Here is a 15,493-nt window from a genome sequence, read left to right as displayed (position 1 = left end):
CGACCGGGGCTCGTCGTCCAGAGCAGGGTCAGGCGAGGTCGAACCGGTCGAGTTCCATGACCTTGGTCCAGGCCGCGACGAAGTCGGTGACGAACTTGTCGCGCGCGTCCTGGCTGGCGTAGACCTCGGCGAGGGCCCGCAGCTGGGAGTTGGAACCGAAGATGAGGTCGACCGCGGTGGCGGTCCACTTCACCTCATCGCTGGCCAGGTCCCGGATCTCGTAGACGTGCTCGGCGGACTCCGACGCCTTCCACCGGGTGCCCGGGGAGAGCAGGTTGGCGAAGAAGTCGTTGGTGAGCACGCCGGGCCGGTCGGTGAGGACGCCGTGCCGCGTGCCGCCGACGTTGGCCCCGAGGGAGCGCAGGCCGCCGACGAGGACGGTCATCTCGGGCGCGGTCAGGTTGAGCATGTAGGCGCGGTCGAGGAGCAGCACCTCCGGCTGGGTCTTCTCGCCGGCACGCAGGTAGTTGCGGAACCCGTCGGCGCGCGGCTCGAGCACCCGGAAGGACTCGACGTCCGTCTGCTCCTGGGTGGCGTCGGTGCGGCCCGGCCGGAACGGCACGGTCACCTCGACGCCGGCGTCGCGCGCCGCCTTCTCGACGGCCGCCGAGCCGGCCAGCACGATCAGGTCCGCGAGCGAGATCTTCGCGCCGCCGGCGGAGTTGAACTCCTGCCGGATGCCTTCGAGGGACTCCAGGACCGTCGCGAGCTGCTCGGGCTGGTTGACCTCCCAGCCGCGCTGCGGCTCGAGACGGATCCGCGCGCCGTTGGCGCCGCCGCGCTTGTCGGTGGACCGGAAACTGGCGGCCGACGCCCAGGCGGTGGAGACCAGCTGGGCGGTCGTCAGGCCGGACTGGAGGACCTTCGCCTTGAGGGCGGCGACGTCGGCGTCGCCCACGAGCTCGTGGTCGACGGCAGGCACCGGGTCCTGCCACAGCTGGGCTTCCGGGACCCACGGCCCGAGGAAGCGCTCGACCGGCCCCATGTCGCGGTGCAGCAGCTTGTACCAGGCCTTGGCGAACGCCAGCGCGAACTCGTCGGGGTTCTCCAGGAAACGGCGCGAGATCTTCTCGTACGCCGGGTCGACGCGCAGCGACAGGTCGGTCGTGAGCATCGTCGGCTTGTGCTTCTTCGACGGGTCGTGGGCGTCCGGGATGATCGCCTCAGCGTCCTTGGCGACCCACTGCTTCGCGCCGCCGGGGCTCGTGGTCAGCTCCCACTCGTAGCCGAAGAGGATCTCGAAGAACCGGTTGCTCCACTGCGTGGGCACGTCGGTCCACGTCACCTCCAGGCCGCTGGTGATCGTGTCGGCGCCCTTGCCGCTGCCGTAGGTGCTCAGCCAGCCGAGGCCCTGCGCCTCCAGCGGGGCGCCCTCGGGCTCGGGGCCCACGTGGTCGTCGGCGATGCCGGCGCCGTGGGTCTTGCCGAAGGTGTGGCCGCCGGCGATGAGGGCGACGGTCTCCTCGTCGTTCATCGCCATCCGGGCGAAGGTCTCGCGGATGAAGTGCGCCGCGGCGAGCGGGTCCGCGTTGCCGTTCGGGCCCTCCGGGTTGACGTAGATCAGGCCCATCTCGGTCGCCCCGACCTCCGGCGCCATCTCCTTCTCGGAGACGTAGCGCTCGTCGCCGAGCCAGGTGTCCTCCGGGCCCCAGAAGATCTCCTCGGGCTCCCAGACGTCCTCCCGACCGAAGGCGAAGCCGAAGGTCTTGAAGCCCATCGACTCCAGCGACACGTTGCCGGCGAGCACGAGCAGGTCGGCCCACGAGATCTTCTGGCCGTACTTCTGCTTCACCGGCCACAGCAGCCGGCGGGCCTTGTCGAGGTTGGCGTTGTCCGGCCAGCTGTTGAGCGGGGCGAACCGCTGGCCGCCGTCGCCGGCGCCGCCACGACCGTCGTGGATGCGGTAGGTGCCCGCGGCGTGCCAGCTCATCCGGATCATCAGGCCGCCGTAGTGGCCGAAGTCGGCCGGCCACCAGTCCTGCGAGGTGGTGAGGACCTTGACGATGTCCTGCTTGAGGGCCTCGACGTCGAGCTTGGCGAACTCCCTGGCGTAGCTGAAGTCCTCCCCCAGCGGGTTGCCCTTGGACGAGTGGGCGTGCAGCACCGAGAGGTCGAGCTGGTTGGGCCACCAGTCCCGGTTGGTGCGCGGACGGCCTCCGGTCTTCGGCGTCGGCGAGTCGATCGCCGGGTTCTCGCTCTCGCTGCCGTGCGCGGTCACGGAGTCGTGCGCGACCGGGCAACCGGCCGCCTCCTTCTTGTCCACGCCCTGCGCGCTGACGGGGCCATTGTCCTGGGTGTCGCTCATCTGCTTCCTTCCGGACCGGCGGTTCACTGAACGGTGCGTTCGGTCGCGCAGTCGGGGCAGGTGCCCCAGTAGACGACCTCCGCCTCGTCGACCACGAAGCCACGGTCGTCGGAGGCGGTGAGACAGGGTGCATGGCCGACGGCGCACTCGACGTCGGCGATCGCGCCGCAGGAGCGGCACACGACATGGTGGTGGTTGTCGCCCACCCGGGACTCGTAGCGGGCGGTCGCCCCGGCGGGCTGGATGCGCCGCACCAGGCCGGCGTCGGTGAGCGCGCGCAGCACGTCGTAGACCGCCTGGTGGGAGACCGTGGGCTGGTCCGCCCGCACCAGGGCGATCACCGTGTCGGTGTCGACGTGCGGGTGGTCGCGCAGCGCCCTGAGCACCGCCAACCGGGGCCGCGTCACGCGCAACGAGACCGCCCGCAGCTGGGTCTCGAAGTCGGGCGTCACGTGTCGAACATAGTCCAGTATTTTGGAACGGATCAAGTTTTTCTGAGGTTCAACCCACGTACCTTCGACCGACGCGGCCCCGGCCGTCCGGTGGGCGGTCGGGGTCGTTCACCGACTGCTCCCGGAGCGGCTGTCGGGCCGCAGCAGCTCGTCCACGCTGTCGCGCAGCATCCTGCGGTTCGCGTGCCCGGTCTTGAGCAGCAGGCTGGCGACGTGCTTCTCGACCGTACGCGGCGAGAGGTGCAGCAGCGAGGCCAGGTCCTGGTTGTCGTGGCCCTTCGCGAGCAGCACGAGCACCTCGTGCTCGCGGACGGTCACCCCGACGGCGCGCAGCCGGGCCGGGATGCGGTCGTGGCCGGAGCGCCGCTGCCCGAGCGTCGCGCCGGCCTGACGGAGCAGGCCCCGGCACGCCCCGGCGATCACCGGCGCGTCGACGTTGTGGAAGTGGTCCTCCGCCGCCCTCAGCCAGGCGACGGGCTCGCCCCACCCGTCAGCGAGCGCGGCCTCGGCGACCAGACGCAGCCCCAGGTGGTACGACATGCGGTACGGCGCCGCGGCCTCCAGGGCCAGCGCGACCTCCGTGTCGGCCCGCTCGCGCTGCCCCGCACGCCCGTACACCACCGCCTTCGCCAGGTGCAGGAACTGCCGGTTCCAGCGCAGGGTCGCGCCCGGGGCCAGCGCCACCGCCTCCATGCCGGTGCGGTCCAGCGACCCGGCCAGCGCGTCGAGCAGCGGTCGCAGTCCGAAGCGGCCCGTCATGTAGTAGGTGTTCGGGTGGTCGTCCTCCCACGCGCGCGCCAGGTCGAGGGCCCGGATCGCCGCCGGCCGGTCCTCCTCCAGCAGCGCGCAGACGGCCTCACAGAAGCCGTAGGCGAGGGGGACGTGCCCGGACTCTCCCCCACCGACCGCCCGGAACTCCTCCAGCCGCTGCTCCATCAGTCGCCGCCGTCCCCGGTGGGCGGCGGAGGCGGCGGCCGTCACCAGCGCGAACTGCTGGTCGTCGATGTTACGCAGCCGGGCGGTCGCCGCGGCGCACCGGGCGGCGAGCTCGTCGCCCGTCGGGTAGTCGCCCTGCATCACGGCCCGGATCGCGTACACGCCCTCGATGCTCTGCCCGATCATGATGGCGCCGGACAGCTGCGCGGCCTGCTCCGCCTGGCGCAGCAGCGTCTGCTCGCCGGTGCGCATGCTCTGGTTGACCCCGAGCCGGAACAGCGCGTTGATGCGCCACAGGGGCAGGCGGTGTTCCTCGGCCATCGCCAGCATCCTGGTCAGGTAGGACTCCGCCTCGTCGAAGCTCCGGCTCCGGGCGATCATGGCCAGGAGTTGCAGCGCCTGGCACGCCGTCTCCGCCATCGGCACCCGTTCGGCCACCGCCAGGGCCTGGAGGACGAGCTGCTCGGCCTGCGTGGTCCGGCCGCAGCCGTCACCGTCGCCGAAGATCAGGTGCGCCTCGACCACGTCCACCCGGGCCGCCGGCTCCGGCGGCGGGCTGCTGCCGAGGACCGCCCGGGCGATGCGCACCTGGGACGCGCCGTCGGCCCACCGCCCGGTCGTGACCGCGACCCAGGCGAGCCGGGTCCGGATGCTGACGTGCTGCTCGACGCCGAGCGTCACGGCGTTCACCCAGGTCGCGTCGTCGACCAGGGCGAACGCCCGGTTCGCGTGGCCGGCTTCGGCCAGGGCGTTGAGCAGCGACTCGAGGATGCCGGCGCGCGCCTCGGGGTCGGGCGGGTCGGACATCAGCTGGTACGCGCGGTCGAGCAGGGTGACGGCCGACGTGGTGGCGCCGTCGCCGAGTGCCCGCCGGCCCGCCTCCGCGAACAACAGGCCCGCGGCGTGGTTGTCCCCGGCGGTCTGCCTGAGTTCGGCCGCGAGCTGGCACCAGTGCCCGGGCAGCCCGGCGTACGCCGACTCCAGCGCGTCGGCGGCGCGTTTGGCCAGCGCGGACCGTTCGGCGGGGGTGAGGGTGGCCAGGATCGCGTCGGCGGTCAGCGCGTGGCGGAAGGAGTACCAGTCGGGCGTCGACCGGTCGGGCATGACGACCTCGACGTCCACGCCGGAACGCAGATGGCTCAGCATGGCCCGCTCGTCGAGACCGGTCGCCGCCCGCAGCGCGGCCACGGGGAAGCGCCGACCCAGCACCGCGGCGGTGTGCAGCAGCGTCCGCGCCTGCGGATCGAGGCCGGCCAGCCGGCGGGTCACGCTGAGCGTGACGGTGTTCGGCAACGCGATGGCCGGGTCGTCGGTGAACCGCCAGCCGTCGCCGTCGCGGACCAGTGCGCGCGCGCCGATCATGCTGTTGAGCAGTTCCTCGGCGACGAACGGGTTGCCTTCGCTGTCGCGTACCAGCCGGTCGGTCAGCTCGGCGGGCAGGGCGTCGGTGTTGAGGCAGGCGGCGGCGAGTTCGTGGACCTCCTGGTCGGCCAGGGGGTGGAGTTCGACGACGGTCGCGGAGCGACGCACGGCCGCGGCCCAGGCCAGCTCGGTCGCGGGGCCGCTGCCCGGCCGCATGGTGGCCACCAGCAGGATGGGCAGGTCGGCGAGGTTGTCGACCAGGTACTCCACGACGGCGTGGGTCTCGGCGTCGGCGTCGTGGATGTCCTCGAGGATGAGGACGCAGCCCCGGCCGTCGGCCACGGCGGTGACGAGCCGCAGGACCGCCTCGGCCAGTTCGACGATCGAGGCCACCCGTTCCGGCACCGCGGGGTCCCGCCACTCGGGGACGAGCCGGGCGAGGGCCGGGCGGTAGGGCGCCAGCTCGGTGTTGTCCGGCAGCCGGCCCGTACGCGACAGCGAGAAGATCGCCTCGGTCAACGGGCGGAACGGGACGATGGGGCCGGTGGAGCTGCTACGGCCCCGTAGCAGCTCCATACCGGCCTCCGCCGCCGCGTGCGCGCAGTGTTCCGCGAGCCGGGTCTTGCCGATCCCCGCCTCGCCGATCAGGAAGACCGTGCCGCCGGACGAGGACCGCGTGGCCGTCAGTCGAGCGTTGACGGCGCGGATTTCGGCGTCACGTCCGATCACCACCGGCGAGGAGAAGCGCATGCCCGCAGGCTAACGTGAGCGGCACCCGCGTTACCGCGTCGAACACGGGCGCCCGCTGTCGATGAAACGACACGGAAGGGTGCCGCTCCCGACCGGGCTCACTCCGACGAGTGACCGCCCGTGCCACCGGTGTCGATGATGGCCGCGATGGCGGGCGCCGCGATCATCAGGCCGGTCAGGATGCCCGAGCGCCTCCCGACGTGCCACAGGAAGCTGAACTTGATGTCGCCCGCCGGGTGCGTGTCGGCCGGCTCGGGTTCCTCGGCCGCCCCCGCCGGTCGAGGAACAGTCAGGTCGTTCCGCATATCTTCCCCCTATCTGGTTCTCGACACCGCGTCGGATGTCGTCGGCTCGGCATGCAGCAGCAGTGCCGAGGGCACTCGATCGGCGAAGCCGATACGGAGCAGTCCGTGGCCGATCCCGGCCAGGCCGTCCAGCAGGCCGGGGACGCTCACGCCGCCGGCGGCACCGCATCTCGGGCCGGCCTGGTCCAGCGCGGCGACCAGTTGTCCGGTCTGGTCGGAGCGGACGCTGGCGGCGGCCCGGCGACCGCGCGCGGCGGCGACCGACAGCATCTCCTGCCTGCCCAGCTCCCCGTGGCAGAGGCTGTGGTCGTCGACCAGCCCGGATCTCGACACGGCGGCCGCCGCGCGGTCCACGAAGGCGGCCAGCGCGGGGTCTGCCAGCAGCCGGCCCTGGTCGGCGATGGCGACCGCTATTCCGGGGACGCCGTGGCACCACGAGTGCGCCGACGGGTCCGGGACCGGGCCGGTGGCGGCACGGGCCAGCATCGCGCTGCCGGCCTCGGCGTAGCGCTCGTCGCCTTCCGCCTGCGCGAACCGCAGCAGGGCCCAGCCGATCCCGGCCGTACCGGTGGCGAAGCCGGGCTGCGCGGGCAGCGCGGGGACGGCCGCCAGCAGCCGCTTCGCGCAGTCGCGGGCCGTCTCGGCGGCGAGCGGCAGGTCGGTCAGCTCGTTGACGGCGAGCATCGCGGCGAGGCAGCCGGCCAGCCCGTCGAGCACGCCCGGGTTGGGGTCCGTCGCGGCGGCGATCGCCGCGAGGCGTACCGCCGGCTCGACGGAGTCGCCGAGCGCGTCGTCCCGCAGTAGGTCGGCGAGCCGGGCCGCCGCGTAGGCGATCCCTCCGAGGCCGGTGAACCCGCCGCTGCCGACCGTGTTCGCCAGGTGCGGCCGGGCCTGCATCGCGGTGAGCAGCACGGGAAGTTGGCGCACCGCCCGGCGGGCGGCCTCGGCGTAGCGGTCGACGTCCGTCAGCCGGGCCAGCTCGGCGAGGAAGAGGGCGGTGCCCGGGTATCCGTTTCCCAGCCCCGCGCCCAGCGGCATGATCGTGCTGTGCCCGCCGTCCACCGGTTCGAGGCCGAGCCAGTTGGCGAACACGCCGTCGTCGTAGGCGTCCGAGATGATCTTGTCGGCTATCCCGCAGGCGACCGTGAGCAGCCTGCCCGGGTCCGGTGCCGTGGCCTCCCACCGGACGGGGACCGGCTCCGCGCACTCGTGGCGTGCCCCGCCGAGCCGGCCGGCGAGCGCGGCCCGGACGATCCACTCCTGGTCGCGTTGGTCGACCGCACCCATGGCGGCGATCCTGCGCAGCGCGGTCGTCAGCACCGGTTCGTCGAGCACGTCGACGAATCCGAAGCCGTCGCCACCGGTCAGGTCGCGGTCGTCGGGGCGGCAGGTGAACAGGGGGACGTCGCCGTCCCAGAGCTGTTCGATCTCGCGGGACACCAGTCGGTTGCGTACCGGGTCGTCCACCGAGGCCGCCCAGAGCAGGTCGAAGATCTGGTCACGGTCGAGCGCGTCACGCAGCACGTCGGGATGGGTGGACTCGCTCAGCAGCACGGTGTAGGTCCGCGTCGACCGGGCGATGACCCGCAGCTCGTCGGAGGTGAACCGCCGGAGCAGGCCGTCCGGGCCGGTCAGGTCGCCGGCCCGCCGGGCGATGGCGCGGTACCCGGCGCGGAAGCCGGCGAGCAGCTCGCCCGTGTACCCGGCGGCGTCGGCCGGGACGCCGTCCAGCGTCGGGCGGTTCTCGGCCGCCCGCACGGGCGCGGCACCACGTACCAGGTGCATCGTGTCGGTGCCGGCCGCGGCCCACTCGACGACCTCCCGGAGCTGTTGCGCGCCGGGGTCGCCGCCCAGGCCGGAGATGTCCAGCAGGCCGCGTTCGCCGATCAGCGGCTGCGGCAGCAGGGCGGTGCGGTACACCGACGTCCGCAGCGCCCGGGCGGCGGGATCGGGCGCGGCGGTCGGCACGGGCAGGTCGGGGTGCAGCAGCGTCTCGACATCGACGAGGACGGGCTGGTCGGCGCACGCGATCAGGTTCTCGTGGTGGATGTCCGTCATGCCCAGCAGGTACAGCAGCGCGAGCAGCACCCCCTGCCGGCGGTAGAACGCGCCCACCTGGGCGGCGTCGGAGCAGGCGGCACGGTCGACGACCTCGATCCACCCGTAGCCACCCCGGGCGAGCACGGTCAACGTGCGCAGCTCCAGCTCCGGCAGCAACCCGTTGAGCCAGTCCAGGACCTCGTTGAAGTGCACGTGGACCGCGACCGAGCGTGGCCGGTAGACCACCCGGGCGCCGGAGGCGAAGCGCAGGAGCGCCACCGCCCGCCCGTGCCCGTGCGAGTCCCCCGCCACGTCCACCCCGACCAGCGGGCCCGGATCGCGGCCGTCGAACAACCGCCGGACGATCTCCGCCCGGTCCGCGACGAACCGGTCGAGCAACTCGGCCGCCGCCTCGACGGCGTGCCGACAGGCGGTCGCCAGGATCCGCGCCAGCACGGGATAGTCCGTCATCACCCGCGTCAGCCGCTCGCGCTGGGCGAGGTCGGCCACGAAGGCGGCGAACCGGTGCTCGGGCGTGGGACCCGCCAGCCGGCCGGCGGCGCGGGCGACGTTGAGTTCCAGGACGAAGGTACGCGACGCCACCGCGACCAGCCTGGCGCGTAGCGCGTCGGCGAAACCGGCGTACACGGCGGCGAGGTCCACCACCGTGGGCGTCCCGGGAGCCCGTACCCGCTGCCGCAGGTCGGCGCAGGCCGCCGCGACGAACGGCGCCAGCACGCCCGCGAACGCGTCGGACCACGGGGCGCCCGGGGTCGGCTCGGAGGCGCCGTCGGGGGCGAGGCGGAGCACCCTTTCGGTGAACTCGGCCCAGCCCGGCGCCGCCGCCCCGGCCGCCAGCGCCGCCGGCGGTCGGTCGAGGAGAGCCAGGAACTGCCGCTCGTCGATCCTCAGGGCCGCCAGGCGGTGCGCGAACTGACCCGTCGTCCCCAGCTCGTACGCCGAACGCCAGTCCTGCAACCGCCGCACGGCGTGCTCGGACCCGGGGCCGGCGACGACGGACCCGCCGTCGTCGGCTGCCCGTACCCGTTCGGCCAGCGTGAGGCCGGGCGCCCACCAGGCGTCGCCCGCACCGCCCGCCGCCGCCGCATTTCGCGTCCCCGATCTGTCCACGCCGATATCGTGCCGGCGGCCCGCAGGGGGTCACATGGGTAACCGGTACCCATATTTCGGCGGCGCCGGCGCACCGCCGGTGACCTGGGACGATCCGCTACGCGGCTCACCCGGCGCACCACTCCAACGCGGCCTGGGCGCTGGACATCTTGTGCCTGGCCTGTGCGAAGGCGATGCTGCGGGGACCGTCCAGCACGCTGGCGGTGACCTCCTCGCCCCGGTGCGCCGGCAGGTCGTGCATGAACACCGCCTCCGGGCTCGCCGCCAGCAGCGCCCCGTCGACCCGGAACGGCGCGAAGACGCGCCGCCAGTCCGGGTCCGGCTTGGTGGTGCCGGTGGTCTGCCAGCGGGTGGTGTAGACGACGTCGACCTCCGGCAGGTCCGCCATGTGGTGCGCCTCGGCGACCGCCGAGCCGGTCCGCGCGGCGGCCGCCCGGGCGGCGGCGAGGACGTCCGGGTCCAGGCCGTACCCGGGCGGCGTGCGCAGGTGCAGCCGCGTTGCGGTGAACCGGCTGAGGGCCAGCGCGAGCGCGGCGGCGGTGTTGTTGCCCTCCCCCACGTAGAGCACCCGCAGCCCGTCGACCCGGCCGAACCGCTCGGTCATGGTGCTCAGGTCGGCCAGCGCCTGCGTGGGGTGCTCCTCGGCGCTCATCGCGTTGATCACCCCCATCCGGTCCTGCCCGGCGAACGCCCGCAGCTCGGCGACCGGGTCGGCGGTCCGGGCGACGAACAGGTCAACCATCTCGGACAGCACCCGGGTGGTGTCCTCGACCGTCTCGCCGGTGTTCAGTTGCAGGTCCCCGGGGCCGTAGCTGATCAGCTGGGAGCCGAGCCGCAGGGCTCCGCTGGAGAAGGCGGTACGGGTCCGGGTCGAGGTGCGGCGGAAGTAGACCGCGGTGACCAGGCCGCGCAACTGGTCGGCGGGCCCGACCCGGCCGGCGGCGTGGTCGGCGCTGCGGGCCACCAGGTGCCGCAGGTCGGCGTCGCTCAGGTCCTTGATGGACAGCAGGTGACGGCGGGGACGACGGTCCATCGGGTTCCTCCAGGAACGGTCGCGGCGGCGGGCGGCGGTCAGCTGGCCCGGATGGCCCGGTGCAGGACGGCGAGGCCCCGCTCCAGCCGGGCGAGGTCGATGGTGAGCGGCGGCATCACCTTGATCACTTCGTCGTCGCGTCCGCAGAGTTCGACGATCAGCCCGGTCTCGAAGCAGCGCCGCTGGATCCGGTCGGCCCGCTCGGCGCCGCCGGCCGCCCGCAGGTCGATGCCGAGGACCATGCCCAGGCCCCGGACGGCGAGCGCCGGTTCGCTGTCGCGCAGGTCGGCGCCGAAGCGCTCCAGGCGCCGGGCGCCGACCGCGGCGGTGGTCCGGAAACCGTCCTGGCCCCAGAGTTCGCAGGCGGCGGCGCCGGCGATGAAGGCGAGCTGGTTGCCCCGGAAGGTGCCCGTGTGCTCCCCCGGCGACCAGACGTCGAGTTCCGGCCGGAACAGCACCATCGACAGCGGCAGCCCGTACCCGCCGATCGCCTTGGAGACGGTGATGATGTCCGGCACCACGTCGGCGTGTTCGAAGCAGAAGAACGTGCCGGTCCGTCCGCACCCGGACTGGATCTCGTCGAAGATGAGCAGGACGCCGTACCGGGTGGTCAGGTCGCGCAGCCGGCGCAGCCAGTCGGCCGACGCCGGGTACACCCCGCCCTCCATCTGCAACGGTTCGACGATCACGGCGGCCGGGAGGTCCAGCCCCGACGACGGGTCGGACAGCATCCGCTCCAGGTAGCCGATCGAGTCGAACGGCCCCGCCGGACCGTCCTCGTACGGCACGAACGTCACGTCCGCCGTACCCACCTGCCCGGCGGCGCGGGCCCGGCGGCCACCGCTGACCGCCAGCGACCCGCGGGACATGCCGTGGTACGCCCCGGTGAAGGAGACCACGCCGCGGCGTCCCGTGGCCCGGCGGGCCACCTTCAGCGCCGCCTCCACCGCGTCGGTGCCGGTCGGCCCGCAGAACTGCACCTTGTGGTCCAGCCCGCGCGGGGCCAGCACCCGCTCGCGGAGCCGGCTCAGGAAGGTCCGCTTCGCCACGGTGTACATGTCCAGGCCGTGCATCACGCCGTCCCTCGCGAGGTACTCCGTGATGCGACGCTTGAGGTGGGGATGGTTGTGGCCGTAGTTCAGGGTGCCGGCGCCGCAGAAGAAGTCGGTGAACATCCGACCGTCCTCGGCGTAGAGCTCGGCGCCCCGGGCCCGGTCGAACACCACCGGAAACTTACGGCAGTAGTAACGCACCTCCGACTCCATCGCCTCGAAGAGGGAGAAGTCGTAGGCCGCCTTGTGCGGCGGTACCGTCTCGTCCACCAGCATGGTCATCGGTCCGGGGTCTCCTCGGTCGTAGTCGTCTCGTCGTCGAAACAGGTCGGTCGGGTGCGTGCTCCCCGACCGGCGGGCGGTGCCGGGGCCTGGGGGCACGTCAGCCGCGGGTGGTCAGCGCGACCTGACCCAGGGGGCCGAAGGAGGCCCGCACGGTGTCCCCCGGCACGAGGTCCACCGCCGCCGCCCAGGAACCGGAGAGCACGAGCTGCCCGGCCCTGATCCCGGTGCCGAACCCGGACAGGATGCGCACCAGGCAGGCCACGGACTCGGCCGGATGGCCCATCACGGCCGAGCCCCGACCCGCCTGCACGCCGTGGCGGCTACGCAGCTCCATGCACGCGTCGGCCAGGTCCGTCGTGCCGGGCGGCACGCCGGCGCCGAGGACGGCCAACGCCGACGACGCGTTGTCGGCGACGGTGTCCACGAGGCCGATCCGCCAGTCCCGGATCCGGCTGTCGAGCACCTCCAGCGCCGGCAGGACCTCCGCGGTCGCGGCCAGCACGTCGTGCGCGGTCACGGTCGGGCCGGCGACGTCCTGCGCGAACCGGAACGCGATCTCGCCCTCGACCTTCGGCGCGATGAACCGGCCCAGGTCGAGGTCGGCACCGTCGTCGAGGACCATCCGGTCGGTCAGGTAGCCGAAGTCGGGATGGTCGATGCCGAACATCGACTGGATCGCCTCGCTCGTGGCACCGATCTTCAGCCCGGCCAGGACCGCGCCGTCCGCCAGGTCCATCTCGCGCAGCTCGCTCTGGATGGCGTAGGCGTCCGCCAGGTCGAGCTGCGGATGCCGGGCCGAGATCGGCGGCACGGCGCGCAGGGTCCGCGCCGCCGTCCTGAGTTCCCCCGCGAGCGCGCGGTGCAGCGACAGCGTGGTGGCCACTACCTGGCCGCCACGAAGAGCCGACCGCCGGGCACGCCGAGCGGTACGCACGCGGTCTCGGAGAAGCCGGCGGACCGGAACGTGTCCAGCCACTGCCGCTCGGTCGGCAGGGTCACCCGCATGAAGCTGGCGTGCAGGTAGGTGAAGAGCGCGCTGAACCTCCGCTCCGCGGGGTCGGGCGCGTAGGAGACCGCGTCGGCGACCGCCATGAACCCGCCCGGCGCCAGCGCGTCGCGGCAGGCGCCCAGCACGTCCTTGGCCACCGACTCGTCCGCCACGATGTCGTGCATGACGAAGCACGCCAGCACGGCGTCCGCGCCCTCGACCGGGCCGGGATCGTCCGCCAGGGACTGGACCGTACGCTCGACGACCCGCAGCCGGTCGGCCACCCCCGCGGCGGTGGCGGCCTCCCGCGCGGCTTCACACGCGGCGCCGCTGCTGTCGAGCGCCACGCCGGTACGCCCCGGGTCCCGCCCCAGGAGCTCGATGAGCAGCCCGCCGGCGCCGGCGCCCAGGTCGGCCACGTGCGAGGCGCCGGCCGAGGCGACCCGGTCGACGATCGGCGGATAGAACGCCCGCTCGCCGATCCACCTCGAACTGACCGCCACCCGGCGTCCGTTCCGCCGGTGGACCCGGGCCGCCGCGTCGCGGTCGGTCAGGAACTCCCGGGCGTTGGCGAGGAACGGCCCGTTGGCGCTCATGGCCCAGGACACGTAGCCGGCCGCGTACCGCCGGTCCGGGTAGTCCTCGGCCGCCCGGAAGCGGTTCGGCACGTCCGTGCCGACCACCAGCCCGGCGGCGACCAGCGCGGCGAGGTAGTCCTCCACGCCGGCCCGCGGGAGGTCGGCGGTCCTGGCCAGCTCGGCGGCGTCGAACGTGGCGCCCGAGTCCAGCAGCCGGTCCACCCCGATCTCCGCGCCGATCTGCAGCAGCGCGGCGACACCGGCCAGGTCGGCCGCCTCGTCGAGCGAGGAATGGCGTTGCATTGGTCCTCCTACGTCAGGTGATACGGGCCCGGAGGGGCGCGCGTACCGGCTCAATGGCTCTGCTCGGCGGCCAGCGACATGGCGACCTCGATGATGGTGTCCTCCTGGCCCGCCACCACCCGGCGGTTGCCCAGCTCCAGCAGGATCCTGCGGGGGTCGACGCCGAAGCGGGCGCTCGCGCGCCGCACCGGCGCGGCGAACCCGGAGAACACGCCGGCGATACCGCTGGCGATGGTGACGCTGTCGTTGGTGGGCACGTGCTTGACGAACCGCTCCTGCGCCACGTCGGCCGCGTCCAGCGCGCCGAAGAGCTGGATGTCGGTCTCGACCTGCCCGACGTGCAGGTTGGCCGCGACAAGCTCGATCGGTGCGTTGCCCGCGCCCGCGCCGAAGCCGCGCGCCGTGACGTCGACGATGGTGGCGCCGGCCTCGATCGCCGTCATGCTGTTGACGACCGACATGCCGAGGTTGTTGTGCGCGTGGAAACCGACCGCGATGTCGAGGTGCTCGACGAGCTCACCGACCTTCTCGCGGACCTTCTCCGGCGTGTACGCGCCGGCGGAGTCCATCAGGATGACCGCCTCGGCGCCGTAGCCCTGCATGAGCCGGGCCTGTTCCAGCAGCTTCGCCGCGGAGGCCATGTGGCTCATCAGCAGCATCCCCTTGACGGCGACGCCCATCGCCCGCAGCATCGTGACCTGCTGCCGGGTGACGTCCGCCTCGGTGCAGTGCGCGCCGACCCGGACCTCGTCCACGCCGTGGTCCAGCGCCGGCTTGAGGTCGCGCTCGACGCTGGCGAACCCGGGGATGGACAACACGCCGAGGCGGGCCGTGCGCAGCTCGGCCTTGGCGGCCCGCAGCATCTCGGCGTCGCTGAGCGCGGCCATGCCGACCTGGATGGAGGAGGCGCCGAGGCCGTTGCCGTGGCCGACCTCGACGACGTCCACGCCGGCCGCCTCCGCCGCCCGCGCGTAGGCGCTGATGTCCGCGCGACCGAGTTGGTGGCCGACCGCGTGGTTGCCGTCGCGCAGGGTCGTGTCGCAGATGCTGAGTTTCGGTGCGCCGCTCATGACCGCCGCCGTTCCGCCCGGGCCTCCGCGACCGCGAGGGCGGCGCAGGTGATGATGTCGAGGTTGCCGGCGTAGCGCGGGAACCAGTCGCCCCGGCCCTCGACCTCCACCGTGATCGTGATCCGGTCCCCGACGGCCACCGGCGGGACGACGACGCGGTAGCCGGGGACGTACGACCTGATCTGCTTCTCCATCATGGCGACGGACGCGCGCAGGGCGTCCATGTCGATCCGTTCGGCGGTCGTCACCGCGATGGAGTTGCGCATGACGATGCCGGGCTCGGCGGGGTTGATGACCAGCACGGTCTTGGTGCGTCGCACGCCGCAGAACTCGATGGTCGCCTGCTCGGTGGTGTGCACGTACTCGTCCAGGTTGGCCCGGGACGCGGGCCCGACGGTGGCCGAGGCGCTGGCCGAGACGATCTCCAGGTAGTCGATGCCGTCCGCGGCCTCCGCCATGCAGTGGGCCATCGGGACCGCCGCCTGTCCCCCGCAGGTGACCATGCTCAGGTACTGCTCGTCGAGGCAGTCGTCCAGGTTGAGCGCCGGTACGCAGAACTTCCCGAGGTGCGCCGGCGTGAGGTCGACGAACGGCAGCCCGGTGGACGCGAGGGCCGACCAGTGGCGGGTCGCGTCGTCGGCCGAGGTCGCGTCGCAGACCAGGTCGATGTGCTCGGCGCGGGCGGTGACCGCGTCGATGCCGTCCACGCTGGTCGGCACCCCGTGCCGCTCGGCCAGCTCGATCCCGGGCGATCCGGCGCGGCGCCCGGCGAACAGGACGCACTCCAGCAGGGGGGACGCCTCGACCTTCAACAGCAGGTCCGTGCCGATGTTGCCCGTGCCCACGATGGCTACCCGTAGGGGTGGCGGGCTCGTGTGGGTACTCATCCAGTTCTTCCTCTCG

11 protein-coding genes are annotated in these 15,493 nt (G+C 73.2%); all 11 read right to left on the bottom strand.

The features are described from left to right. Window positions 1-28: 28 nt before the first annotated feature. The 11 genes from katG to EV374_RS30285 all read right to left on the bottom strand — a co-directional run bounded on the left by katG (window position 29) and on the right by EV374_RS30285 (window position 15,477). Entirely contained in the window at window positions 29-2,305 is a 2,277-nt protein-coding gene (gene katG, locus EV374_RS30335; RefSeq protein WP_132240589.1) for a catalase/peroxidase HPI, read from the bottom strand. Window positions 2,306-2,328: 23 nt separating this feature from the next. After that, window positions 2,329-2,757 (bottom strand): Fur family transcriptional regulator, encoded by a 429-nt coding sequence (locus tag EV374_RS30330; RefSeq protein WP_132240588.1) that lies wholly within the window; start codon window positions 2,755-2,757, stop codon window positions 2,329-2,331. Between the two features lie 108 nt (window positions 2,758-2,865). Then, window positions 2,866-5,805: a helix-turn-helix transcriptional regulator gene (locus EV374_RS30325; protein WP_132240587.1), complete on the bottom strand. Its 2,940-nt coding sequence runs from the start codon at window positions 5,803-5,805 to the stop codon at window positions 2,866-2,868. Between the two features lie 98 nt (window positions 5,806-5,903). Continuing rightward, window positions 5,904-6,110, bottom strand: coding sequence for a hypothetical protein (locus EV374_RS30320; protein WP_132240586.1), 207 nt, complete (start codon window positions 6,108-6,110; stop codon window positions 5,904-5,906). 9 nt (window positions 6,111-6,119) lie between these two features. Further along, entirely contained in the window at window positions 6,120-9,281 is a 3,162-nt protein-coding gene (locus EV374_RS30315) for a type 2 lanthipeptide synthetase LanM family protein (protein WP_165947943.1), read from the bottom strand. A 106-nt stretch (window positions 9,282-9,387) separates the two neighbouring features. After that, a complete protein-coding gene (locus EV374_RS30310; RefSeq protein ID WP_132240584.1) occupies window positions 9,388-10,314 on the bottom strand; it encodes an ornithine carbamoyltransferase in 927 nt (308 codons plus the stop codon). Window positions 10,315-10,352: 38 nt separating this feature from the next. Next, complete coding sequence (locus EV374_RS30305) at window positions 10,353-11,648, bottom strand: aspartate aminotransferase family protein (protein ID WP_132240583.1); 1,296 nt, start codon at window positions 11,646-11,648, stop codon at window positions 10,353-10,355. Window positions 11,649-11,748: 100 nt separating this feature from the next. Continuing rightward, the gene (locus EV374_RS30300; RefSeq protein WP_132240582.1) at window positions 11,749-12,534 is read right to left on the bottom strand and encodes a fumarylacetoacetate hydrolase family protein; all 786 of its coding nucleotides are present in this window, start codon (window positions 12,532-12,534) and stop codon (window positions 11,749-11,751) included. Further along, window positions 12,534-13,520: a methyltransferase gene (locus EV374_RS30295; RefSeq protein WP_132240581.1), complete on the bottom strand. Its 987-nt coding sequence runs from the start codon at window positions 13,518-13,520 to the stop codon at window positions 12,534-12,536. Before EV374_RS30295 ends, EV374_RS30300 begins: the two co-directional genes overlap by 1 nt. Before the next feature lie 50 nt (window positions 13,521-13,570). After that, window positions 13,571-14,590 (bottom strand): 4-hydroxy-2-oxovalerate aldolase, encoded by a 1,020-nt coding sequence (gene dmpG / locus EV374_RS30290; protein ID WP_132240580.1) that lies wholly within the window; start codon window positions 14,588-14,590, stop codon window positions 13,571-13,573. Beyond that, the gene (locus tag EV374_RS30285; RefSeq protein ID WP_132240579.1) at window positions 14,587-15,477 is read right to left on the bottom strand and encodes an acetaldehyde dehydrogenase (acetylating); all 891 of its coding nucleotides are present in this window, start codon (window positions 15,475-15,477) and stop codon (window positions 14,587-14,589) included. The genes dmpG and EV374_RS30285 overlap by 4 nt, the downstream gene beginning before the upstream one ends. Window positions 15,478-15,493 lie beyond the last annotated feature (16 nt).

It is taken from the genome of Micromonospora sp. CNZ303 (assembly GCF_004345505.1).
The sequence above is the reverse complement of the archived record's forward strand: the minus strand, read 5'-3'. Positions and strand labels throughout refer to the sequence as shown.

Bases quoted from the DNA above. Each gene is read 5' to 3' on its own strand.
- katG (WP_132240589.1), bottom strand. From the start codon at position 2,305: ATGAGCGACACCCAGGACAATGGCCCCGTCAGCGCGCAGGGCGTGGAC.
- EV374_RS30325 (WP_132240587.1), bottom strand. From the start codon at position 5,805: ATGCGCTTCTCCTCGCCGGTGGTGATCGGACGTGACGCCGAAATCCGC.
- EV374_RS30305 (WP_132240583.1), bottom strand. From the start codon at position 11,648: ATGACCATGCTGGTGGACGAGACGGTACCGCCGCACAAGGCGGCCTAC.
- EV374_RS30295 (WP_132240581.1), bottom strand. From the start codon at position 13,520: ATGCAACGCCATTCCTCGCTCGACGAGGCGGCCGACCTGGCCGGTGTC.
- EV374_RS30320 (WP_132240586.1), bottom strand. From the start codon at position 6,110: ATGCGGAACGACCTGACTGTTCCTCGACCGGCGGGGGCGGCCGAGGAA.
- dmpG (WP_132240580.1), bottom strand. From the start codon at position 14,590: ATGAGCGGCGCACCGAAACTCAGCATCTGCGACACGACCCTGCGCGAC.
- EV374_RS30285 (WP_132240579.1), bottom strand. From the start codon at position 15,477: ATGAGTACCCACACGAGCCCGCCACCCCTACGGGTAGCCATCGTGGGC.
- EV374_RS30310 (WP_132240584.1), bottom strand. From the start codon at position 10,314: ATGGACCGTCGTCCCCGCCGTCACCTGCTGTCCATCAAGGACCTGAGC.